Origin of the sequence: Micromonospora sp. CMU55-4, assembly GCF_011602315.1 — a bacterium.
GTDB lineage: Bacteria > Actinomycetota > Actinomycetes > Mycobacteriales > Micromonosporaceae > Micromonospora > Micromonospora chalcea.
Genome location: NZ_JAAOLH010000002.1, coordinates 188,971 through 210,698, shown reverse-complemented (window position 1 = coordinate 210,698; position 21,728 = coordinate 188,971). Strand labels below are relative to the sequence as shown.

Below are 21,728 nucleotides of genomic sequence, written 5' to 3'. Positions count from 1 at the left end.
CATCACCCGATCGCTCAGTTCCCTTCCAACCGGAGAACGCCGAGCTCTTCCGTCCGAGCCATGACGGAACTGACGAAGGCGGCGAATCCCACCTCAGGGTCGGGTTGCCGGATAGGGGCGTCAACGTCGCGGGATGAAGTCACCAAGCAGGTGGCGTCGTAAAGCCCAGCAGCGCAGAGGCGCTTACACAGCGTCACATACCGGTCGACGTACGACGTCCCAGCAAAGGTTGGGTCGATCGGGAAAGTGCCGCTTCGCGGCGTTCCCGGACGTGTCGACCCCGGCGCATCCTCCACAAGCAGGACGTAGCCGAGCCATGGCCTGAGCCGACCGAGCAAGCCGTGGTCATAGGCTCGCCGGAGGTCGACCGCGCTGCCGATGGCCTCCTCGTTCCTGTTGTTGAAGTTGTTTCCGAACGATGGACCGACGTGTGACTTGAGCTCCACAGCGGCAACGAGCTCACCGTCGTGGACCACTACCAGATCCCACTTCTTCGCCGGCCGGAAGTAACCAGGCACCTCCAAGCCCGAGCGATGGCGTACGGCGTCGTCGGGGAAGCCAGCGTCGCGGAAGAGCTGAGCGAGCAATTCCGTCATTGCGTCGAGGTGACCACCACCGGTCACGGCGCCGCGCCCGCCGGTATCCGTCTTGCCACCTATGAGCTTCTTGGCAGCCTGAGACTCGCGTACCAGCCAGGAACTACGAACCGCCTCTTCCAGCCGCCGGTCCACCGAACAGATCCCCCATCGCCTCGATGCCGTACACGCGCAAGGCAGCCTCCGTGGCCGCTTGCGAGTCTCGCGCATCGAAGGCCGTCGCCAAAGCAGCGCGGTCATCCAAAGAGATGCTGCCCGGCCTAGGAACACGGATTCGGCGCAGATACTGGGCCTGAAAACGAAGGGTGCCGCCACGCATCCTAACGGCATATGCCTCCACAAAGGCCTGTGCAACACCCGACAACAAGAGCCCACCCAGGACTCGCAGGTCCCAGACGTCGGAGACGATGTAGTACAGGTTGTGGTGCGGGTAGTAGCCACCCGCATCCAACACCGGATGGATCGCTGACTTCATGTCCGGAAAAAGCAGTTTTGGGCGATCAACCAGCGCGGGGTCGACTCTGTCGATCGTCCGATACCACTGGCCCGGCCGTCGTCCCGCAACATGTCGGCGCTTAAGAGCGACCGCGTGCCGTTCGTAGTACGCGCGCAGTCGTGGCAGCCAGGACAAGTCGACGAGTACACCGTCCTCGTCCCACGGGTTGACCAGGTAGTGGCCGGACCACTCGAACTTCCCTGACGCGGTGTCCCTCACCATCGACAGCGGCAGCAGCCGCCGTGGCTCAACATCCGCATACTTCGTTACGAAGACCTTGTCGGCGCCGGTCGCTACGCCGATCCCGACCCGCGTGCCGGTGCTGCGATCCTCCAACAAAGGGAATCTGTCGTTCAGACTCTCGATGAGCGCCAACCGTGAAGGCGAACCGGTCGGCCAAGGCCCCTCACCAGTGAACCAGTGGGTCAACCGCGCTGCCGTGAAACTTCCGCTAGACACCGCTGTGGGGGCGTTGGCACGAATTGACTCCACCAACTCTGGTGCATCCTGCGGACCAAAACTACGTCGGGTGTCCACCACCGTGCTGGCACCCTGCGCAGCACGCCGGAGCACCGTGATGGCTGGATACGCGGACACCTGCTCCTCGAACGCATCGACATCGTGCATGCTGATGGTGAGATCAACGCTGTAGCTGCTACTGACAAGCTCTCGCAAGTGCCGCCCGTACTGGTTACGCATCCACCGATCAGCGCAGATGAACGCGAGGACGCCGCCTGGCCGGAGGGATTTCAACCCTCGCTCGTAGAAACCGACATAGAGATCAGACCGACCGGTCATGGTAGGACACGCGGCACGATAGGCGAGCATCCGGTCAGCCGGCACGTCTTCCAGGCGGACGTATGGCGGGTTACCGACGACAAAGTCCACGTTCACCGGCGGCTGCGGGTCGAGCAAAAAGTCACCCTGCTGCACCCACGCCTGGGCCAACTCGCTCGCCTCAGGGAGCGACCAACCATCGTCGGTCAACACGTTCCGAACGAGCGTCCTGCTGGCCGCCACGCTCGGCCCAAGTAGGTCGAAGGCCCTCAGCGCCGACTTGGCGTCAAGAATCGACCGGTCGTGCTTGCGACACGAGGCGCTGACCCGCCCGGCCATCGCCGCCAGAAAGGCGCCGCCGCCACACGCGGGCTCAACAGCCACCAGCGTGGCCAGGTCACGATCAGCCGTGAAGCCGGCGAGATCAAGAATGAGGTCGACAATCCAGCGACGCGTAAAGACTTCACCATGCTCGACAGGGTTCGCCGAGACGGCGGACAACACCGACGTCATCTCACCTGACGCGAGCTGCCGCCCTGCTATCGCCTTCACCTGACGAGCATAGGACAGCCGAGTCGTCGCCCTTCACGCCAGCACGCCGCGCTCTACCCGCAACCTGGTCAAATGCTGAGTCAAGGCGGCAGATCAGTCCTGGGTCGCCGTTACGGCGTCGGCGATCACCCGCGCGACGCACTCGTAGTCGCGTACCAGCGGCCCGACCAGCTTGGGGTCCGGCTCGAACGCGGCGACCAGTCCGCGTACCAGATCTCTCAGCCGGTCGTCCGGGCCGAGCCGCCGCCCCCGGTGCCGGCGGGCGACGCTGTGCCAGCGGCGCAGGCCGACGTCGGCGAGCCGTTCGTGGAGCTCCGGCGCGGGCACCGGGCAGCCGCTCGCCCACAGGTCGGCGAGGCCCCGCAGGATCGCCTCCCGCGTCGGGTCAGTCACGCAGGTAGCGGGCGCGGCGGCCGAAGTCGCGGAAGCCCAGCCGCCGGTACAGCCCGGCCGCCGGGTTGTCGTCGTTGACGCAGAGCCACGCGGCGTCCGCGCCCGCGTCGGCGAGGCCGCGCAGCACGCGCGCCACCAGGTACGCGCCGACCCGCCGCCCGCGCCAGTCCGGCACGACGCCGACCTGGTCGATCCAGTTGTCGAGCACGGTGACGAATCCGGCCGCCACGCCGTCCGGGCCGCGCGCGAGCAGCGTCAACTCCGGCCGGAAGTCCTCGTCGTCGCGCAGGTCGCCCAGCCACTCGTCGGCCTCCGGCTCCACGAATCCGGGCCGGTCGGCGAACGACGCGCGGTAGGTGGCGAACAGCTCCGGCCCCAGCGTGGCGGGCTCCACCGTGACGCCGTCCGGCGCGGTGACCTCGGGCAGCGCGTCGAGGTCGTGCCGCAGCACCCACTCCAGAAACGTCCGCGTGTAGCCGCGCTTGGCGAACAACTCCTCCGCGCCTACGTTCCACGTCTCCGTGGTGACCAGCAGTCCAGCGTCGCCGGCGTGCTTCTCCGCCCAGTCGAGCAGCGCGCCGCCGAGCCCGCGCCCGCGCCACGCGGGGTGCACGAGGCCGGTGGCGGTGGCCGGCGTCCGCCCGGCGCCGACCCCGACGGCCGCGACCAGGTCGCCGCCGGACCACGCCCCGTGGGTACGCGCTTGAAGCAGCCGCGCCCGCACCAGCGGGGTACGCCCGAACAGCGACAGCCCGCCGTCAGTGGCGAGGCACGCCTGCGCCAGGCCGGTCAACGCGGGCAGGTCGTCCTCGCCGACCTCCCGCCACACAAGCGCACCCGTCCCGCCCACGCCCACTCCCGTCCCCCGCCCGACCCAGCACTCCGACGCAGTAGGCCAAACCCCGTCCCTCACGGTCAACCGGATTCCCCACCCACCCCCCGCGTCGATCTTGGAGTTGTGGCGCCTCAGATGCCCGCTTCGCGGCTTACGCGAGGCACCACAACTCCAAGATCGGCGCGAGCGCGTGGGCAGCGCAGAAGAGGGCCGTGCGCGACTACCCCGCGCGCCCGCAACATGAGACGAGCGTTTCGCTCACTGGGACTCGCGGAGATCTTGGAAGGAGAGGGCCCTCATGACGACCGCCTCCTTCCAAGATCTCTGCGTGGATCGACGCGAAACGCCAGGAGTGCCGTTGATCATGCAGTTGCGGCCCGGGCAAGAGCTGCAAAACGGGCACCCGAGGGGCCGCGACTGCAAGATCAGCGAGGCGAGGAGGCGGATGCGGAGGCGGAGTTGGCGTGGATCAGGACCGTGGCACTCGCGGAGAGGGGGGCCAAGAGCCACTTCAGGGGCTGCTCGTCCTCGGTCGGGTCCACCCGGAGGCGGTCGCCGGGGTGCAGATCGAGCTGGGTGGCGATCTCGGCGGCCAGGCGACGCCACGCGCCGAAGCTGGTGCCGTCCGCGGTGGCCGGGCCGGACGGGTCGACTGCCGTGTAGTCCGGCGGGTCGGTGGGGTGCCGCAGCACCTCGGCCGACCAGTCCAGCCAGCCCGGCGGCACCTCGCCGAGCGGCCCCGGACCGGTGCCCACCAGGTAGCAGTGCGTCCCCTCGGGCACGTCCTCCAGCCAGTCGTCGAGGCGCTCCGGCGTCACGAACACCGCGTCGTACGGCCGGTCCGCGCCCGGTTCCAGCACCGGCAGGCCGGCCAGCGCGCGGGGACGGAACGACACCGTCAACCCGACCGACCAGGCCCCGAGCAGCACCGCCGCGGTACGCCAGTGCGGCGGCAGCAGCACCGCCACCCGGTCACCGGGGCGCAGCCCGCAACCGTCGCGGAGCAGCCCGGCGCTGCGGGCCGTCCACTCGCCGAGCTGCGCGGCGGTCAGGTCGGTGCGTTCGCCCGTCCCGTCGTCGTGGTAGCTGAGCAGCGGGTACCCGACCGCGTCGGGCGCGACGGCGACGGCTGCCTGGTGGGCCATGCGCGAAACTCCTGTCTGCCGGTCCGCTCACCCTAACCGTCCGAGCCGCCGGTCCGGAGCAACCGAAGCGGCCCGGATCAGCGCACGGGCAGCTCGGGACCGCCGTCGAGCAGCGGCGCCAGCAGGTCGCCCTGCTTCTCCACCCGCTTGAGCACCTCCCCGGCGGTGTACGGCCGCGTCGACGGCCGCTTCCCGGCCGCCCCGGCCTCCACCTCGTCCCAGGTCAGCGGCGTCGACACGGCCGGCACCGGCTGGGCCCGCAGCGAGTACGGCGCCACTGTCGTCTTCGCCGCGTTGTTCTGGCTCCAGTCGATGAAGACCTTGCCGGGCCGAAGGTTCTTCGCCATCTTCGACACGACCAGCTTCGGGTGCGCCTGCTCCAGTTCCTGCGCGATCCGCTTGGCGTAGTCGGAGACGATCTCGGCGTCCTGCGTACCGGCGATCGGGCAGCACAGCTGCATGCCCTTCTTCCCGGACGTCTTCGGGAACGAGGAGATCCCGTCGGAAGCCAGCCGGTCGCGCATCAGCAGCGCCACCTGGCAGCACTGCTTGAGCGCGGCCGGAGCGCCCGGATCCAGGTCGACCACCATCATGTCCGGGTGCGCGCCGATCTTCCACTGCGGAGTGTGCAGCTCCAACGCGGCCAGGTTGGCCAGCCACACCAGCGTGGGCAGCTCGTCGCAGACCACGTAGTCGATGGTTTCCCGCCCCTTCGTGGAGCCGGGGGCGGGCAGGTTCTCGGTGCGTACCCAGCCGGGGGTCGCGGCGGGTGCGTTCTTCTCGAAGAACGAGCCGCCGTCGACGCCGTTGGGAAACCGGATCCGGGTGAGCGCGCGGTCGTGCAGGTGCGGCAGCAGCACCGGGGCGATCCGGGTGTAGTAGTCGATCACCTCGCCCTTGGTGAAGCCGGCCTGCGGGAACAGCACCTTGTCCAGGTTGGACAGCTCCAGCGAGCGCCCCTCGACCTCGACCTTGAGCCGGTCAGCCGGCATCGTCGACCTCCTCGGGCGGCTTGTCCGGGCGCAGGCGCAGGATGCGCGGGAAGCGCAGCCTCCCGTCCGGCGTGCGCTGGCCGTACTTGACCTCCACCACGATCCGGGGAGTTACCCAGATCGCGCCGCGGGCATCCTCGCGCGGCACCCCGGCGGCGAACGGCGACGCGGTGGCCCGCAGCGGTTCCAGCTCACGCAGCAGTTCCCGTTCGATGGCCGCGCCGATCCCGCCGCCGACCCGCCCCCGGTAGATCAGCCGCCCGTCCGGGCCGGGCACGCCGACGAGCAGACCGCCGACGCGCCGCGCGCCGGGCCGCCAGCCGCCGACCACGAAGTCGCCGGTGACCTCCAGCTTGACCTTCACCCAGTCCGGGGAGCGCACGCCGGGCCGGTAGAGCGAGTCGACCCGCTTGGCCATCACCCCCTCCAGCCCGTGCTCGCCGGCCGCCGCGTAGGTGGCCGGGCCGTCGCCGAAGACCGGCGGCACCGCCCACCGGGCGGCGCCGAGCCCGAGCGACTCCAGCGCCGCCCGCCGCTCCCGCCACGGCCGGGCGGTCAGGTCCTCGCCGTCGAGCCGCAACAGGTCGAAGATCATGTACGTGACGGGCACGGTCGCCGCCAGCCGAGCCGCCTTGGCCGGGTTGCGCACGTGCATCCGTTCGGCGAGCGCGGTGAACGAGGGCTGCCCGTCGGTGAAGAGGACCACCTCGCCGTCGAGCAGCGCGTCACCTACCTGCTCGGCCAGGTTGAGCAGTTCCGGGTACGCGGTGGTGATCTCGACGCCGGAGCGGGCGTAGAAGTGCCGGTCGCCGCGGGAGATGTCGGCGAGCGCGCGGACGCCGTCCCACTTGAACTCGTACGACCAGGCGGCGCCGGCCGGGAGCTGCCCGGTCGTCGCGAGCATCGGCTTCAACGGCGCGCCGGGCACGTTCCGACTGTAGTTGGGTGCGGAAGCGCGTGCGTCCCGTTCGATCGTTTGCGATTCTGGTGGTCAACCGGGGAGAGGAGCGCGGGTATGCGGGCGATCTGGAAAGGAGCGGTGTCGTTCGGCCTGGTGTCGATCGGGGTGAAGGTCTACTCGGCCACCGAGGAGAAGGACATCCGTTTCCACCAGGTGCACCGTGAGGACGGCGGCCGGATCCGCTACAAGCGCACCTGCTCGGTCTGCGGCGAGGAGGTCACCTACGACGACATCGCCAAGGGGTACGACATCGGTGGTGGCGAGATGGTCATCCTCACCGACGAGGACTTCGCCGACCTGCCGTTGAGCACCTCGCACGCGATCGACGTGCTGGAGTTCGTACCGGCCGAGCAGGTCGATCCGATCCTCTACAACAAGGCGTACTTCCTGGAGCCGGAGGGCTCGGCGACGAAGCCGTACGTGCTGCTGCGCGACGCGCTGTCCGACTCGGAGCGGGTGGCGATCGTCAAGGTGGCGCTGCGCCAGCGGGAGCAGCTCGCGACGCTGCGGGTCCGCGAGGGCGTGCTGCTGCTCAACACCATGCTGTGGCCGGACGAGATCCGCCGGCCCGACTTCGGTTTCCTGGACGAGGACCTGAAGGTACGCCCGCCGGAGCTGGCGATGGCCAGTTCACTGATCGACTCGATGGCCGGCGAGTTCGAGCCGGACGCCTTCACCGACGACTACCGGGCGGCGTTGCAGGAGGTCATCGACGCGAAGGTCGAGGGCCGCGAGGTGGTGCAGCCGGAGGAGGAAGAGGCCGCGCCGGCCGCCGCGGTGGACCTGATGGCCGCGCTGAAGGCATCCGTGGAGCGGGCCCGGGCGGCCCGGGGCGAGGCGCCGTCCGGCGGTGGGGCCGAGCCGACGCCGATCTCGTCGGCCCGATCGGCGAAGAAGGCCGCGAAGAAGGCCCCGGCCCGGAAGCCGGCCGAGAAGAAGGCCGAGCCGGCGAAGAAGACGGCCGCCAAGAAGACCCCCGCGAAGAAGACGGCGGAGAAGAAGACCGAACCGGCCAAGAAGACCGCCGCCAAGAAGACGACGGCGAAGAAGGCCGCCGCGAAGAAGAGCGCCTGACGCGCGTACGGCCGGGGCCCCGCCCTCGGTGGAGGGCGGGGCCGGGCCGCTCAGCCTCGCCCGAGCTTCTCGGTCGGGGTGACCCGGACGATGACACGCTCCTCGCCGGGGCGCCGCCACGGGTACGTGTCCTGGCCGAGGTACTTCTTCGCCAGCCGGTCGATGTGCTCGTCGGCGCCCTCGGTGACGAACTCGACGGTGCCCTTGATCCAGAGCGTGCGGAAGTCGTCGGCCTTGTCCGCCACCGACACCGCGACCACCGGGTTGCGGGCCATGTTCAGGTACTTCTGCCGCCCCTTGGCCGTGTTGAACACGATGTGCTCGCCGTCGGTGTCGACCCAGACCGGGGTGACGTGCGGGGTGCCGTCGGCCTCGATCGTCGCCACGTGCGCGAGCTGCGGCTCGCCGAGCAGGGCCAGGTCTTCTTCGCTGAGGATCGCCATGCCCGAAACGTACCCTGTGCGGTGCCCCCGTATCGGTCTCCGTGTCCTGATCGGTGCGGGCGTATGGGCACGCTGGGGGTCCGGGCGGGTACCGTGTGCGCTGGCCTCGGCGGCGGCCCGCCGGGGGCGCACCCACCCACCCTGCAGGGAGTCGACGTGAGCGAGCGTGTGGAGAACCGGTCGGAGGGCCAGGCCGCCCCGGCCACCAAGGCAGGGCGGCGGCTGGCCGCCCAGCTGGCCGAGAAGAAGGCCGCCGAGGCGCGTCGCCGCCGGCAGTCGATGCTCGGCGCGGCTGTCGGCGTGCTCGCCGTGGTGGCCCTGGTCGGTGGCCTGGTCTGGCTGAACAGCGGGGACGACGACAAGGCGGCCACCGCCGGCTCCTCGGCCAGCCCCACCGCCCCGGTCGAGCCCACCGAGATGCCCGCTCCGGAGCTGCCCGCCGGCATCGACCCGGCGCTGAAGACCAAGCCGACAGTGCAGGCCGGCACCGGCGAGCTGACCAAGCTCACCGTCACCACGCTGGTGAAGGGCACCGGGCCGGCGGTGAAGGCCGGGCAGAACATCACCACCAACTACGTGGGCGTGTTCTACTCCGACGGCAAGCAGTTCGACGCGTCCTGGGACAACGGCCAGCCGGCCACCTTCCAGATCGGCGTGGGCCAGGTCATCAAGGGCTGGGACCAGGGCCTGGTCGGCGTGCCGGTGGGCAGCCGGGTGCAGCTGGACCTGCCGGCCGATCTGGCGTACGGCAACGACGCCGCCGGTGGCCGCCCGGCCGGGCCGCTGCGCTTCGTCGTCGACGTGCTGGCTGCGCAGTAGCTCACTCCAGGCTTCCGTCCGGTCACCCTGCGGCAGTAGGTTCATGGTCACCGCGGGCGGCACGTCCGTCCGCGGTGATCTGCTCACCGACGCGGAGGTGCACGTGGCGGCGCTGGACGGGGCCGGGGCGACCCGGCAGATGTGGACGCTGTACGAGCCGGTCCACGCGGTGACCTACTTCCATCCGCGGGCCCGCGCCGCGTTCGAGGCGGTCGGGTTGCGCGGCTACTGGCGCGGCTACTTCGCGGGGCGGGCCGCGCCGCTCGGCGCGGTCGACGCGCCCGCCGTGACCGCGGCGTTCTTCAGCTTCGCGCCGGCCATGGTGGCCCGCGCGCTGCCGTCGGTGTGGCGTCTGGCCACCCCGGAGGAGGCGCTGCGGGCGCGGCTCACCGGTGGTGTGCAGGCGCTCGCCGAGTTCACCTACGAGCTGCCCGAGTCGCATCTGGTCGAGGCCGCCGACCTGCTGGAGGAGGCGGCCGCGCGGGTGGACGTCGCCGGCCGGGTGCTCGGCGCGGTGAACGCCGCCCTGCCCCGGGGCGAGTACCCGCTGGCCCGGCTCTGGCAGGCCGCCACCACGCTGCGCGAGCACCGCGGTGACGGCCACGTGGCGGCGCTGGTGACGACCGGGCTGGAACCGGCCGAGGTGGTGGCCTGGCGGTGCCGGGTCGACCAGTCCCGCGAGTTCCACCAGCCCGCCCGGGGCTGGACCGACGAGCAGTGGACCGCGGCCGAGGAGCGGCTGGTGGAGAAGGGCTGGCTGACCGCCGACCGGACGGCCACGCCGTACGCCACGGAGACGTTCCGCGCGGTCGAGGAGGCCACCGACCGGGCCGCTGCGGGGCCGTGGCGGGCGCTGGGCGCGGAACGTACCGCCCGGCTGCGGGACCTGCTGGAGCCGATCGCTACCCGCTGCCGCACGATCATCCCGGCCAAGGCGCCGATCGGCCTGCCGGCGCAGCGGTCGGTCGGAGCCGCGCTGCCACGGTGAGCCGGGCCGCCGGCTGGGGCAGGATGGCGGCATGGTGGACGCGGTGCTTTTCGACCTGGACGGCGTGATCGTGGACTCCGAGCCGGTCTGGGAGGAGGTCCGGCGCGCGTACGTGGCCGAGCACGGCGGCGTCTGGCAGCCGGACACGCAGCGCCGGCTGATGGGCATGAGCACCGGCGAGTGGGCCGAGTACCTCAGCGGTGAGCTGGGCGTCGGCAGGTCGGCCGAGCAGGTCGCCACCGAGGTGGTGACCGAGATGGCCCGCCGGTACGCGCAACACGTACCCGTGATCGACGGGGCGGAGGAGGTCGTGCGCCGCATCGCCGCGCGGTGGCCGCTCGGGCTGGCCAGCTCCTCCCCGACCCGGCTGATCGCGGCGGCGCTGGACGCGACGGGCCTGGCCGGCTCGTTCGGGGCGACGCTGTCGACGGAGGAGACCGCCCGGGGCAAGCCCGCGCCGGACGTGTGGCTCGCAGTGGCCGGGCGGCTGGGCGTCGACCCGGCCCGCTGCGTGGCCGTGGAGGACTCGTCGAACGGGGTCCGTTCGGCAGCTGCCGCCGGGTGCCGGGTGGTGGCGGTGCCGCACGGGTCGTACCCGCTCGATCCGGACGCCGAGGCGCTCGCGACCGTGCTGCTCCCCTCGATCGGCGCGCTCACGCCCGCTGTGGTGGCGGGGATCGACTGAACCACCCACCCGCCGCCACCACCCGGCCTACGGTCGGTGACATGAGGGCTGTGGTGTACGAGGGGCCGCACGAGGTGGCCGTCAACGAGGTCGACGACCCGCGGATCGAGGATCCGAACGACGTGGTCGTCCAGGTCACGACGACCGCGATCTGCGGTTCGGACCTGCACATGTACGAGGGACGGACGGCCGCCGAACCGGGCATCGTGTTCGGCCACGAGAACATGGGCGTGATCGTCGAGACCGGGCCGGGCGTGACGAGCCTGCGCGTGGGCGACCGGGTCTCGATGCCGTTCAATGTGGCGTGCGGGTTCTGCCGCAACTGCCGGGAGCAGCGCACCGGGTTCTGCCTGACGGTGAACCCGGGCTTCGCCGGCGGCGCGTACGGCTATGTGTCGATGGGGCCGTACCGGGGTGGGCAGGCGGAGTACCTGCGGGTGCCGTTCGCCGACTTCAACTGCCTGAAGCTGCCGCCGGGCACCGAACACGAGAACGACTACGCGATGCTCGCCGACATCTTCCCGACCGGCTACCACGGGGTCGCGATGACCGGGCTGCGGCCGGGCGAGAACCTGACCGTGATGGGCGGCGGGCCGGTCGGGCTGATGGCGGCGTACTCGGCGGTGCTGATCGGGGCGTCCGAGGTGTTCGTGGTGGACCGGGTGCCGGACCGGCTGCGGCTGGCCGAGTCGATCGGCGCCACCCCGATCGACTTCAGCGCGGGCGACCCGGTCGAGCAGATCCGGGACCGGACCGCCGGGGTGGGGACCGATCACGGCGTGGACGCGGTGGGATACCAGGCGTCCGCGCCCAGCGGCGAGGAGCAGCCGGCGCTGGTGCTGAACACGCTCGTGGAGGTGGTGCGCGCGACCGGGGCGATCGGCGTGGTCGGGCTCTACCTCGCGGCGGACCCGGGCGCCCCGGACGAGCACTCCGCCCGGGGTGAGCTGCTGTTCAAGGTGGGCAAGCTGTTCGAGAAGGGCCTGCGGATCGGCACCGGGCAGGCGAACGTGAAGACCTACAATGCGTACCTGCGAAACCTGATCATGGCGGGGCGGGCGACCCCGAGCTTCGTGGTGAGCAAGGAGTTGCCGCTGGACGCGGCGCCGGAGGCGTACCAGCGCTTCGACCGCCGCGAGCCGGGCTACTCGAAGGTCGTGCTCAAGCCGGCCGCCTGACGAGCCGTCGTACGGTGGCCGGGTGCGCCCTGGGCCGCATGTTCGGGCGGCTGCCGGGTAGCGCACCCGGAAGGACGGCGGAGGGACGGCGATGAAGGCGATCGTGTACGAGCGCAGCGGGGACGCCTCGGTGCTCCAGGTGGTCGAGCGGCCCGTGCCGGAGCCCGGCCCCGGCGAGGTGCTGGTGCGGATGGCCGTGTCGGGGGTGAACCCGACCGACTGGAAGGCCCGCCAGGCGTGGCCGCTGCCGAGCGGCTGGCAGATTCCGCACCAGGACGGCGCCGGGGTGGTCGAGGCGGTCGGTGAGGGCGTGGACCGGACGCTGATCGGCGAGCGGGTCTGGGTGTGGGAGGCGGCGTGGCAGCGGCCGTGGGGCACCGCCGCGGAGTACACGCTGGTTCCGGTCCGGCACGCGGTGCCGCTCGGTCCGGCGTCGTTCGATCTGGGGGCGGCGCTCGGCATCCCGTTCATGACGGCGCACCGCTGCCTGACCGCGGGCGAGTACATGCCGGACAAGCTGCACGCGGGCGCGCTGAGCGACCATGTGGTGCTGGTGCAGGGCGGCGCGGGCGCGGTGGGCAACGCGGCGATCCAGCTCGCGAGCTGGGCCGACGCCTGTGTCATCGCGACTGTGAGCAGCCCGGAGAAGGCGCAGCTCGCGGCGGCGGCCGGGGCGGACTTCGTGATCAACTATCGCGAGCAGGACGTGGTCGAGGAGGTCCGCAAGGTCGCGCCCGACGGGGTGCACACGATCGTCGAGGTCTCCGCCGCCCGCAACGCCGCCGCCGACGTGCGGATGCTGCGTACCGGCGGGGCGGTCTGCGTGTACGCAGACGACGGCGGCGACGAGATCACGTTGCCGATCCGGCCGCTGATGGTTCCGAACGCGCGCTGGCAGTTCGTGCTGATCTACACCGCGCCGAAGGTCGCCAAGGCGCAGGCGGTCACCGACATCGCGGCGGCGGTGGCGCAGGGCGCGATCCGGGTCGGTGAGGACGCCGGGCTGCCGCTGCACCGGTATCCGCTGGCGGACGCCGCTGCCGCCCAGCAGGCGGTGCAGGACAGCGTGGTGGGCAAGGTGCTGGTCACCACCGCGGACGAGTAGGTGACCGGATTTCCCCGACAGCCGGACAGACGCGAACAAGTTTCGCAACAATGACGGTGCGGGTCAGCCCGTAACGGACGGGCGGCCCCGGCGCGGTGCGAACGCCGGGGCCGCCCTCTGGGAGGAATGCCCGTTGGAAACGTGTTCCTGCCCGTGTAGGCGACGGTACGCCCCGAAACGTTACGACGCGGTCAGTTCCCGTACGTCGAGCCCGCCGTCGGCGTACCGCGAGCGCACCACCTTCTTGTCGAACTTGCCGACGCTGGTCTTGGGCACGGCGTCGATGAACGCCCAGCGTTCCGGCAACTGCCAGCGGGCCACCGAGCCGGCCAGGAAGTCCCGCAGCTCCTCGGCGGTCACCGAGGCGCCCTCGCGAACCACGACGGTGGCCAGCGGACGCTCGTCCCAGCGCTCGTCCGGTACGCCCACCACGCACGCCTCCAGCACCGCCGGGTGCGCCATCAGGGCGTTCTCCAGCTCGACCGAGGAGATCCACTCCCCGCCCGACTTGATCACGTCCTTGGCGCGGTCGGTGAGCGTGATGTAGCCGTCCGGCGAGAGCGTGCCGACGTCCCCGGTCCGCAGCCAGCCATCCCGGAACTTCTCCTCCTCCGGCACGTCGTCGCCGATGTACCGGGCGGTCACCCACGGCCCGCGCACCTCCAGCTCGCCCACCGACGTCCCGTCAGCGGGCAGCGGCTCACCGGCCGGGCCGACGATCCGCGCGGTCACGCCCGCCGGTACGCGGCCCTGCGTGTAGCGGTAGCGCCAGGCGTCGTCGCCGGTCGCGCCGGCCGGCGCCCGGGACACCGAGCCCAGCGGCGACATCTCGGTCATGCCCCAGGCGTGGATGACGTCGATGCCGTAGCGGTCGTGGAAGGCGTGCATCAGCGCCGGCGGGCACGCCGACCCGCCCACGATGACCTCCTTCAGTGAGGAGAGGTCCACCTCGTGCGCGTCCAGGTAGGCCAGCAGGTCGGTCCAGATGGTCGGCACCGCCCCGGCCAGCGTGGGGCGCTCGGCGGCGATCATCGCGGCGATCGGCTCGGCCTGGAGGAACCGGTCCGGCATGATCAGCGAGGCGCCGGAGAGGAAGGCCGCGTACGGCAGGCCCCAGGACATGGCGTGGAACATCGGCACGATGGCCAGCTCGCGGTCGTTCGGCCCGAGCCCGAAGCCCTCCGGCATGCAGACCTGGAGCGAGTGCAGGTAGATCGAGCGGTGCGAGTAGGCGACGCCCTTGGGGTGGCCGGTGGTGCCCGAGGTGTAGCAGAGCGCGGCCGCGTCCCGCTCGTCCACCTCCGGCCAGTCGAAGTGGTCGGGGCGGTCGGCCAGCAGCGCGTCCCAGTGGTGCACGGTGATCCGGTCACCGGCGGCGGCCAGCAGCGGGGCCGGGTCGCCGCCGCCGACCACCACCACGTGCGCCACGGTGGTCATCTCGCCGATCACCCGGGCGAGCAGCGGGATGAGCGTGGTGTCGACGAGCACCACGCGGTCCTCGGCGTGGTTGGCGATGTAGGCGACCTGGTCGGGGAAGAGCCGGATGTTGAGCGTGTGCAGCACCGCGCCCATGCTCGGCACGGCGAAGTACGCCACCAGGTGCTCGTTGTTGTTCCACATGAACGTCGCGACCCGCTCGTCGCCGGTCACGCCGCACTCGTCGCGCAGCGCGTGGGCCAGCCGGGCGGCGGCGCGGCCGACCTCCGCGTACGTCATCCGGCGCGGTTCGGCGCCGGTCCAGGTGACCACCTCCGCCGCGCCGTGCACGGTGGAGCCGTGTTCGAGGATCCGGGCGACCTGGAGGGGGGCGTCCATCATCGTGCTACGCATGGGTAACAACGTAGTGGCGGCGGTCACATCTACGGAACCCCCCGGAACCACCGAGGTGATCACGGATGATGCGTAGATTGTCCGGGTGAGCATCTCGTGGGCCGACTCGTACGTGGGGCAGCTCCGCGCCCTGGCCGGTGACCGCACCCTGATGTTCGTCGGCGCCCGCGCCGTGGTGCGCGACAACGCCGCCCGGGTGCTGCTGATCCAGCGCTCCGACAACGGCCAGTGGGCGCTGCCGGCCGGCGCCATGGAACTGGGCGAGTCGATCGCAGACTGCGCGGTCCGCGAGGTGCGGGAGGAGACCGGCCTGCGGGCGCTGCGGGTCAGCGCGTTCGCGCTCTACACCGGCCCGGACCGCACCCACACCAACATGTACGGGCACACGTACCAGGTCTTCACCACCGCGTTCCGGGTCGACGAGTGGGACGGCGAGCTGGACCGGTTCACCGACGAGACCACCGACGCCGCCTTCTTCCGTCCGGCGGACTTCCCGCACCCGCTCTCGTCGAGCGTCCACGAGACGCTCGCCGACCTGGACGTGTTCGAGCAGACCAACCGGCTGATCCTCAAGTAGCCGCCGGTCACAGCATCGTCTGCGACTTCGCCTCCATGTCGGCGGCGGCCTCCTCCTTCGACTCCTTCGTCAGCGGCTTGCCGCCGGGCGCCGGGGCCTTGCCGCCGATCGGGTCGGCGCCTCCGGTGGCGCCCTGCGGGCCCGTGCCGCGCAACTGGTGGTTCGGCATGGCCAGCGTGACCAGCACCGCGACGATCGCGATCAGCCCGGTGGTCAGGAAGACCAGGTGCAGCGACTCGACGAACGAGGCCTGGACGGCAGCGCGTACCGGGGCGGGCAGGGCCAGGATGGCCGCCGGGTCGTTGATCGAGAAGTTCCCGCCTGCAGACACCGCGGCCCGCTGCTCCGGTGGGAGCTGCGCGAGCGCGCCCGGCAGCCGGCCGGCCAGCTCGGTGGTGAGCCGGGACGACAGCACCGCGCCCAGGATGGCCACGCCGAACGAGCCGCCGAGCGACCGGAAGAACGTGGCCGAGGACGTGCCCGCCCCCAGGTCGCGCACGCTCACCGCGTTCTGCACGGCGAGGATCAGCGACTGCATGCACAGGCCCAGCCCGATCCCGATCACCACCATGTAGCCGAACGCGGCCCAGAGCGAGGTGGCCACCCGCAGCTGCTGGAACAGCAGCATGCCGACCACCAGCACGGCCGCGCCCGCCACCGGGAACCACTTGTACCTGCCGATCCGGCTCATCGCCCGGCCGGTGACGATCGAGGTGATGATGACGCCCGCCATCATCGGCAGCATCAGCAGACCGCTGCGCGTCGGCGAGGCGCCCTTGACGATCTGGAGGTAGAGCGGGATGAAGATGATCGACCCGAACATCACCAGACCGAGGACGAAACCCGCCGCGTTCGCCAGCGCGAACGTGGCGCTGCGGAACAGCCGCAGCGGCAGGATCGGCTCCTTGGTCCGCGCCTCCTGGACGACGAACAGCACGCCCAGCACCGCGCCCGCGGCGAACAGGCCGACGATCACGCCGGAGCCCCAGGCGTACTCGGCGCCGCCCCAGCTCAGCGCCAGCAGCAGGCAGCTCACGCCGGCCACCAGCAGCGCCGCGCCGATCCAGTCGACCGTGTGCTCCCGCCGCTCGAACGGCACCAGCCGCATCACGTGCCAGCAAACCACGATGGCGAGGATCGCCAGCGGCACGTTGATGTAGAAGATCCACCGCCAGTTGGTCTCCGCGAAGTAACCGCCGACGAGCGGCCCGGCCACCGAGGAGACGCCGAACACCGCGCCGAACAACCCCTGGTAGCGCCCGCGCTCCCGGGGCGAGACCACGTCCGAGATGATGGTGAACGCCAGCGTCATCAGCCCACCCGCGCCGAGACCCTGCACGCCGCGCGTGACGATCAGCTGGGTCATGTCCTGCGACAGCCCGGCCAGCAACGAGCCGAGCAGGAACATGCCGATCGAGAACAGGAAGACCGGCCGGCGTCCGTACAGGTCGGCCATCTTGCCGTACAGCGGCGTCGAGGCGGTCGACGCCAGCAGGTACGCGGTGACCACCCACGAGTAGTGGTTGATGCCGCCCAGCTCCCCCACGATCGTCGGCAGGGCGGTGCCGACGATGGTCTGGTCGAGCGCCGCCAGCAGCATCCCGGTCATCAGACCGAACATCAGCAGGCGGATCTGGCGGGCGGGCAGCGCGGGCGGGGCGGTCTGGGCGGTCATCCCGCTTCCTATCCCACCGGGGGCGGATCATGCCCCCGGTGGGCCTGTGACTTTCCTCAGGCGGCGTGCCGACCCTCGGCGAACTCCTCCACGATCTTGGCGCAGAACGCCGGCAGGTCGTCCGGCTTGCGGCTGCTGACCAGCCCGTTGTCGGTGACGACCTCCTTGTCGACCCAGTTCGCGCCGGCGTTTGTGAGGTCGGTGCGCAGGCTCGGCCAGGAGGTGATGGTGCGGCCCCGCACCACGTCCGCCTCGACCAGCGTCCACGGGCCGTGGCAGATCACGCCGACCGGCTTGCCGGCGTCGAAGAACGACTTCACGAACCGGACCGCGTCCGGGTCCGCGCGCAGGAAGTCCGGGTTCGCCACGCCACCGGGCAGGACCAGACCGTCGTACGCGCCGGCGTCCGCCTCCTTGACGGTGACGTCGACCCGGTACTGCTTGCCGTGGTCCAGGTGGTTGAAGGCCTGGATCGAGCCGGAGTCGAGGGAGACCAGCTCAACCTGCGCGCCGGCGTTCTCCACCGCCTCCCGGGGCTGGGTGTACTCGACCTCCTCGACGCCGTCGGCGGCCAGGAAGGCGATGCGCTTGCCCTGAAGTGTCGCTGCCATGCTCTTCTCTCCTCTCCGGGGTATGTCTGCACCGTTCCCCCGGCCGATGCGGCGAAACCGGGCGCACCGGGTGGCCCGCGTCGCGTTTGGCCCGACGGCGCGGGGGGATCCGCAGAGGCATGGCAGGAGCAGCAGCGGAAGAGCGCCGGCTGGCCACCGTGGTGGCGAGCTGGCAGCAGCGTCCCGTGCTGGTCGTCGGGGACGCCATGCTGGACGAGTGGCGGTTCGCCGAGTCGGAGCGGCTCTGCCGCGAGGCGCCCGCGCCGGTCCTCACCCTGCGACGGCGGATCTCCGCGGCCGGGGGCGCCGCCAACACGGCGGTCAACGTGGCGGCGCTCGGTGGACGGGCGGCGCTCGTCGCCCCGGTCGGCGCCGACGTGGCCGGCGACGAGCTGCACGACTGCCTGGACCGCGCCGCGGTCTGGGACCGTACGGTGAGCCAGCCCGGCCGGCCCACGCCGGTGAAGCGGCGGATGCTCGCCGGCAACCAGATCCTGCTCCGGGAGGACTCCGGCGGCCCGGAGGACGCGCTGGACGACGACGGGGTGGCACGGCTGCTGACCGCCCTGCACTGCGCCACCGAGGAGCTGCGCGCGGTGGCCCCGGGACAGCCGCTCACGCTCGTGGTCTGCGACTACGGCCTGGGCGCCCTGCCCTCGGCGGTACGCGCCTGGCTGGTCGCCAACCGGGACCGCTACGGCACCGTGGCGCTGGACGCGCACGACCTGGCCGACTGGCGTGGACTGAACCCGACTGTGGTGACGCCGAGCTTCGCCGAGGCCACCCGGCTGCTGGCCCGCGCCGCCGCCGGTTTCGCACACGGCGAGCGCAACGCCGTACCCAATGGGGGTGACCTGCACCTGGACCACCCGGCGGAGGCCGACGGCCCGTCCGAGCTGATGGTCGGCGCGGCGCCCGGCGGGTCCGGCGACCGTGCGCCGGGCAGCCCGCACCCGACCTCGGGCGCGCCCGCCGCAGCGACGTCCGGCGGCTCGACCGGCCCGACCGGCGAGCCGACGCCCGGCGAGGAGCGGGTGGCGCTCACCGGGGACGGGCTGAGCGTCACCGGCACCGGCGTGACGGTGAGCGCGACCGCCGGCACCGGCGTGGACCGGGCCGTGCTGGCCGAGTCGCGCCTGCCCGAGCTGCGCGCGCACACCGGCGCGGACGTGGTGGCGGTGACCCTGGACACCGAGGGCGCGGTGGTCGGCGGCGCCGAGGGCGAGCCCCGGCGCAGCCACAGCACCCCGGTCCCGGCCAGTCACGCGGTGGGCGCCGGGGACGCGTACCTGGCGGCCATGACGCTGGCGCTCGCCGCCGACGCGGGCCTGCCCACCGCCGCCCAGCTCGCGCAGCTCGCCGCCACCATCACGGTCGCCGACACCGGCACCTGCGTGTGCCGCCGCGAGGATCTGCTCGCCGCGCTCGGCACCGGCCCGGACGACGGCGGGCACCCGGCGCTGGTCGGCGCCGACGAACTGGCCGCGCTGGTGGACGAGCACCGGCAGGCCGGGCGGTCGGTGGTGTTCACAAACGGCTGCTTCGACGTGCTGCACCCGGGGCACGTCCGCTACCTGACTCAGGCCCGCGCGCTCGGTGACCTGCTGATCGTGGCGGTCAACTCGGACGGCAGCGTCCGCCGGCTCAAGGGCGCGGACCGGCCGGTCAACCCGGTCGAGGACCGGATCGCGCTGCTGGCGGCGCTGGCCTGCGTCGACCACGTGGTGGTCTTCGAGGAGGACTCCCCGGCCCGGCTGATCGAGGCGGTCCGCCCCGACGTCTACGTCAAGGGCGGCGACTACCCGCCGGAGATGGTGCCGGAGGCGCCGCTGGTACGGCGGCTGGGCGGGCAGGTGCGCACGCTCGGGTACGTGCCGGACCGCTCCACCTCGGCGATCATCGACCGCATCCGCGCCCAGTCGCTCATGAGCGAACGCACCGAGCGGAGCGAGGACAGCCCCGTGGGCGAAGGCAGGCCGGCGTGACCCGACCGCTCGACCCGGGCACGCCCGGGCAGTTCCGGCAGTGCCGCCGCCTCGACGTGCTCATTCCCACCCGCAATCGGCCCGCCGAACTGGCTGTCACGCTGTCCGGGCTGGCCGCGCAGGAGGGCGTACCCGGGTTCGGGGTGGTGGTCAGCGACCAGTCCGACGGCGAGCCCGCGTACGCGCATCCGGCCGCCGCCACCATGGTCCGGGCGCTGCGGCACCGGGGGCATCCGGTGCTGCTGACCCGGCGGCTGCCCCGTCGCGGCCTGGCCGAACACCGGTGCTACCTGCTGGCCCAGTCGGCCGCCGACGCGGTGCTCTGCCTCGACGACGACGTGTGGCTGGAGCCGGGCACGCTGTCCCGGCTGATGACCGCGCTGGACGAGCTGGGCTGCGGGTTCGTCGGCAACGCGGTGCACGGGCTCTCCTACGCCGACGACGTCCGCCCGGAGACGCACCAGCACTACGAGGAGTGGGCCGGACGGCCGGTGCCGGAACGGATCCTGCCGGGCACGCCGGAGTGGCATCGGGCGTCCATCCACCCGGCCGCGAACCTGCTGCACGTCACCGAGAAGCTGAACCTGCCGCCCGGGCAGTGGCGGGCGTACAAGGTCTCCTGGATCGGCGGCTGCGTGCTCTACGACCGGGCGAAGCTGGTCGAGGCCGGTGGCTTCGACTTCTGGGAGCGGCTGCCCGACCGGCACCAGGGCGAGGACGTCGCCGCCCAGCTCGCCGTGCTGGAGCGCCACGGCGGCGCCGGCGTGCTGCCCAGCGGGGCCTACCACCTGGAGTCGCCGACCACAGTCACCGAGCGGGACGTGGAGGCGTGGGAAGTGGTGCTCAGCGAGTCGACGGCGGAGGTGTGAGCAGCTCGCGGGCCGCCTCGATCACCTCGGCCGCCGGCACGTCGGCCACGAACGACACCCGGTGCGGGCACTCCCCGTCGCCGGGCCGGTGCGGGTAGATCCCGGGTGTGCAGTCGACGCCGCAGACCGGGCAGTGGGTGGTCCAGGCGGCGATCGGGCGGTGCCGCCCACGCAGCGGCGACGCCCCGTTGATCAGGTTGCCGACCCAGAACACCCCGACGGTCGGCGCGCCCACGGCGGCGGCCAGGTGCAGCGGGCCGGTGTCGTTGGAGACCACGAGCGCGCAGTCCGCGTACGCGGCGGCCAGCGCGCCGAGGCTGAGCGTGCCGACCTGCGGACGCACCGGCACGCCGGCCGCCGCCACCACAGCGTCCACCGTCTCCTGCTCGGCGGGGGTGCCGGTGACAAGCACCTCGTACCCGTCGCCGGTGAGCGCGCGGGCGACCTCGGCGAAGCATTCCGGCGGCCAGCGCCGCCGCGTGTCGGTGGCGCCCGGGTGCAGCGCCACCCGGGGCCGGGTGGGTTCGCCGAGCACGGCGGCGGCCTCGGCCCGGTCGGCGGCGGTGACCGCCAGCGACGGGGTGATCGTGGTGGCGGGCGCACCGACCAGCGCGGCGACCTCCAGGTAGCGGATCACCTCGTGCTGGTAGTAGACGTAGCGCAGCCAGCGGTCGAGCGGCGGCGCGCCCTCGGCCCGCAGGCCCGCGGTGACCCGGGCGCCCAGGCCCGCCACCAGCGGGTTGGAGTTCGCGCCACCGCCGTGCACCTGCAACGCCAGGTCGAACCGCTCGGCGCGGGCCGCGGCCAGGAAGCCCGGCACGTCGCCCGGCGACTCGCCCGGGCCCGGATCGCGGATGCCGGGCGCCGCCGGCACCACCAGCACCCGGTCCACCGGGCCGGGCCGGTCGCGCCAGAGCACCGCGTGCCACGGCGCGCCGAGCAGCACGATCTCCGCCGACGGGTACGCCGACCGCAGCGCGTCCAGCGCCGGCAGCACGAAGATGAAGTCGCCGAGCGCGTTGGCGCGCAACACGGCGATCCGCTCGACGTCGGGCACACGCTCGCCGACCGGGCCGAGCAGCGACGGCTCCGGGTCGCGGCGCGGCGGGTCGGAGTCACCCGACGGGCTGGTCACGCGGCCC

Annotated in this window: 21 protein-coding genes; 9 read left to right on the top strand and 12 right to left on the bottom strand. The window is 72.1% G+C overall.

The genetic code is table 11. From position 1 onward, the window contains the following. Positions 1-14 precede the first annotated feature (14 nt). The 7 genes from HA073_RS04165 to ligD (HA073_RS04135) form a co-directional block, all read right to left on the bottom strand. The gene (locus HA073_RS04165; protein WP_166455736.1) at positions 15-731 is read right to left on the bottom strand and encodes a PaeR7I family type II restriction endonuclease; all 717 of its coding nucleotides are present in this window, start codon (positions 729-731) and stop codon (positions 15-17) included. After that, on the bottom strand, positions 700-2,421 hold the full coding sequence (locus HA073_RS04160; protein WP_309227985.1) for an Eco57I restriction-modification methylase domain-containing protein: 1,722 nt from the start codon (positions 2,419-2,421) through the stop codon (positions 700-702). The genes HA073_RS04165 and HA073_RS04160 overlap by 32 nt, the downstream gene beginning before the upstream one ends. Positions 2,422-2,514: 93 nt before the next feature. Then, a complete protein-coding gene (locus HA073_RS04155; RefSeq protein ID WP_166455735.1) occupies positions 2,515-2,814 on the bottom strand; it encodes a hypothetical protein in 300 nt (99 codons plus the stop codon). Continuing rightward, positions 2,807-3,664, bottom strand: coding sequence for a GNAT family N-acetyltransferase (locus HA073_RS04150; protein WP_166455734.1), 858 nt, complete (start codon positions 3,662-3,664; stop codon positions 2,807-2,809). The genes HA073_RS04155 and HA073_RS04150 overlap by 8 nt, the downstream gene beginning before the upstream one ends. 410 nt (positions 3,665-4,074) lie before the next feature. Continuing rightward, the gene (locus HA073_RS04145; protein ID WP_113972164.1) at positions 4,075-4,794 is read right to left on the bottom strand and encodes a TIGR03089 family protein; all 720 of its coding nucleotides are present in this window, start codon (positions 4,792-4,794) and stop codon (positions 4,075-4,077) included. A 77-nt stretch (positions 4,795-4,871) separates the two neighbouring features. Next, positions 4,872-5,786, bottom strand: coding sequence for a non-homologous end-joining DNA ligase (gene ligD / locus HA073_RS04140; protein WP_043327186.1), 915 nt, complete (start codon positions 5,784-5,786; stop codon positions 4,872-4,874). Beyond that, positions 5,776-6,714 (bottom strand): non-homologous end-joining DNA ligase, encoded by a 939-nt coding sequence (gene ligD, locus HA073_RS04135; protein WP_043327188.1) that lies wholly within the window; start codon positions 6,712-6,714, stop codon positions 5,776-5,778. The genes ligD (HA073_RS04140) and ligD (HA073_RS04135) overlap by 11 nt, the downstream gene beginning before the upstream one ends. An 87-nt stretch (positions 6,715-6,801) precedes the next feature. On the opposite strand from ligD (HA073_RS04135), the gene HA073_RS04130 reads away from it, so the two are divergent. Continuing rightward, positions 6,802-7,821 (top strand): Ku protein, encoded by a 1,020-nt coding sequence (locus HA073_RS04130; protein WP_043327190.1) that lies wholly within the window; start codon positions 6,802-6,804, stop codon positions 7,819-7,821. 50 nt (positions 7,822-7,871) lie between these two features. Here the strand turns inward: HA073_RS04130 and HA073_RS04125 are convergent, their stop codons facing one another. Continuing rightward, positions 7,872-8,264 carry a PPOX class F420-dependent oxidoreductase gene (locus HA073_RS04125; RefSeq protein ID WP_043327192.1) on the bottom strand — a complete coding sequence of 131 codons (393 nt, stop codon included), beginning with the start codon at positions 8,262-8,264 and terminating at the stop codon, positions 7,872-7,874. A gap of 63 nt (positions 8,265-8,327) precedes the next feature. Between HA073_RS04125 and HA073_RS04120 the strand changes: the two genes are divergently transcribed. The 5 genes from HA073_RS04120 (at position 8,328) to HA073_RS04100 (ending at position 13,039) form a co-directional block, all read left to right on the top strand. After that, positions 8,328-9,083, top strand: coding sequence for an FKBP-type peptidyl-prolyl cis-trans isomerase (locus HA073_RS04120; RefSeq protein WP_166455733.1), 756 nt, complete (start codon positions 8,328-8,330; stop codon positions 9,081-9,083). 139 nt (positions 9,084-9,222) lie between these two features. Further along, positions 9,223-10,071, top strand: coding sequence for a hypothetical protein (locus tag HA073_RS04115; RefSeq protein ID WP_205796178.1), 849 nt, complete (start codon positions 9,223-9,225; stop codon positions 10,069-10,071). A gap of 31 nt (positions 10,072-10,102) precedes the next feature. Continuing rightward, complete coding sequence (locus HA073_RS04110) at positions 10,103-10,756, top strand: HAD family phosphatase (RefSeq protein ID WP_166455731.1); 654 nt, start codon at positions 10,103-10,105, stop codon at positions 10,754-10,756. A gap of 41 nt (positions 10,757-10,797) precedes the next feature. Further along, positions 10,798-11,934 (top strand): glutathione-independent formaldehyde dehydrogenase, encoded by a 1,137-nt coding sequence (locus HA073_RS04105; RefSeq protein ID WP_166455730.1) that lies wholly within the window; start codon positions 10,798-10,800, stop codon positions 11,932-11,934. A gap of 91 nt (positions 11,935-12,025) precedes the next feature. Beyond that, complete coding sequence (locus HA073_RS04100; RefSeq protein ID WP_166455729.1) at positions 12,026-13,039, top strand: NADPH:quinone reductase; 1,014 nt, start codon at positions 12,026-12,028, stop codon at positions 13,037-13,039. Positions 13,040-13,219: 180 nt separating this feature from the next. Here the strand turns inward: HA073_RS04100 and HA073_RS04095 are convergent, their stop codons facing one another. Further along, positions 13,220-14,854: a fatty acid--CoA ligase gene (locus HA073_RS04095; RefSeq protein ID WP_176722787.1), complete on the bottom strand. Its 1,635-nt coding sequence runs from the start codon at positions 14,852-14,854 to the stop codon at positions 13,220-13,222. A gap of 100 nt (positions 14,855-14,954) precedes the next feature. On the opposite strand from HA073_RS04095, the gene HA073_RS04090 reads away from it, so the two are divergent. Beyond that, entirely contained in the window at positions 14,955-15,446 is a 492-nt protein-coding gene (locus HA073_RS04090; protein ID WP_030503787.1) for an NUDIX domain-containing protein, read from the top strand. A gap of 7 nt (positions 15,447-15,453) precedes the next feature. On the opposite strand, the gene HA073_RS04085 is transcribed toward HA073_RS04090, so the two are convergent. Together HA073_RS04085 and HA073_RS04080 are read right to left on the bottom strand one after the other, a co-directional pair. Further along, complete coding sequence (locus HA073_RS04085) at positions 15,454-17,121, bottom strand: MDR family MFS transporter (protein WP_064448866.1); 1,668 nt, start codon at positions 17,119-17,121, stop codon at positions 15,454-15,456. 56 nt (positions 17,122-17,177) lie between these two features. Then, on the bottom strand, positions 17,178-17,732 hold the full coding sequence (locus tag HA073_RS04080; RefSeq protein WP_043327208.1) for a type 1 glutamine amidotransferase domain-containing protein: 555 nt from the start codon (positions 17,730-17,732) through the stop codon (positions 17,178-17,180). A 119-nt stretch (positions 17,733-17,851) separates the two neighbouring features. On the opposite strand from HA073_RS04080, the gene rfaE2 reads away from it, so the two are divergent. Both rfaE2 and HA073_RS04070 read left to right on the top strand, forming a co-directional pair. After that, entirely contained in the window at positions 17,852-19,717 is a 1,866-nt protein-coding gene (gene rfaE2, locus HA073_RS04075; RefSeq protein WP_069088078.1) for a D-glycero-beta-D-manno-heptose 1-phosphate adenylyltransferase, read from the top strand. After that, positions 19,714-20,586 carry a glycosyltransferase family 2 protein gene (locus tag HA073_RS04070; RefSeq protein ID WP_166455728.1) on the top strand — a complete coding sequence of 291 codons (873 nt, stop codon included), beginning with the start codon at positions 19,714-19,716 and terminating at the stop codon, positions 20,584-20,586. Before rfaE2 ends, HA073_RS04070 begins: the two co-directional genes overlap by 4 nt. Here HA073_RS04070 and HA073_RS04065 read toward each other — a convergent pair. Further along, a complete protein-coding gene (locus HA073_RS04065; protein WP_166455727.1) occupies positions 20,561-21,721 on the bottom strand; it encodes a glycosyltransferase family 9 protein in 1,161 nt (386 codons plus the stop codon). The genes HA073_RS04070 and HA073_RS04065 overlap by 26 nt on opposite strands. Between the last annotated feature and the right edge of the window lie 7 nt (positions 21,722-21,728).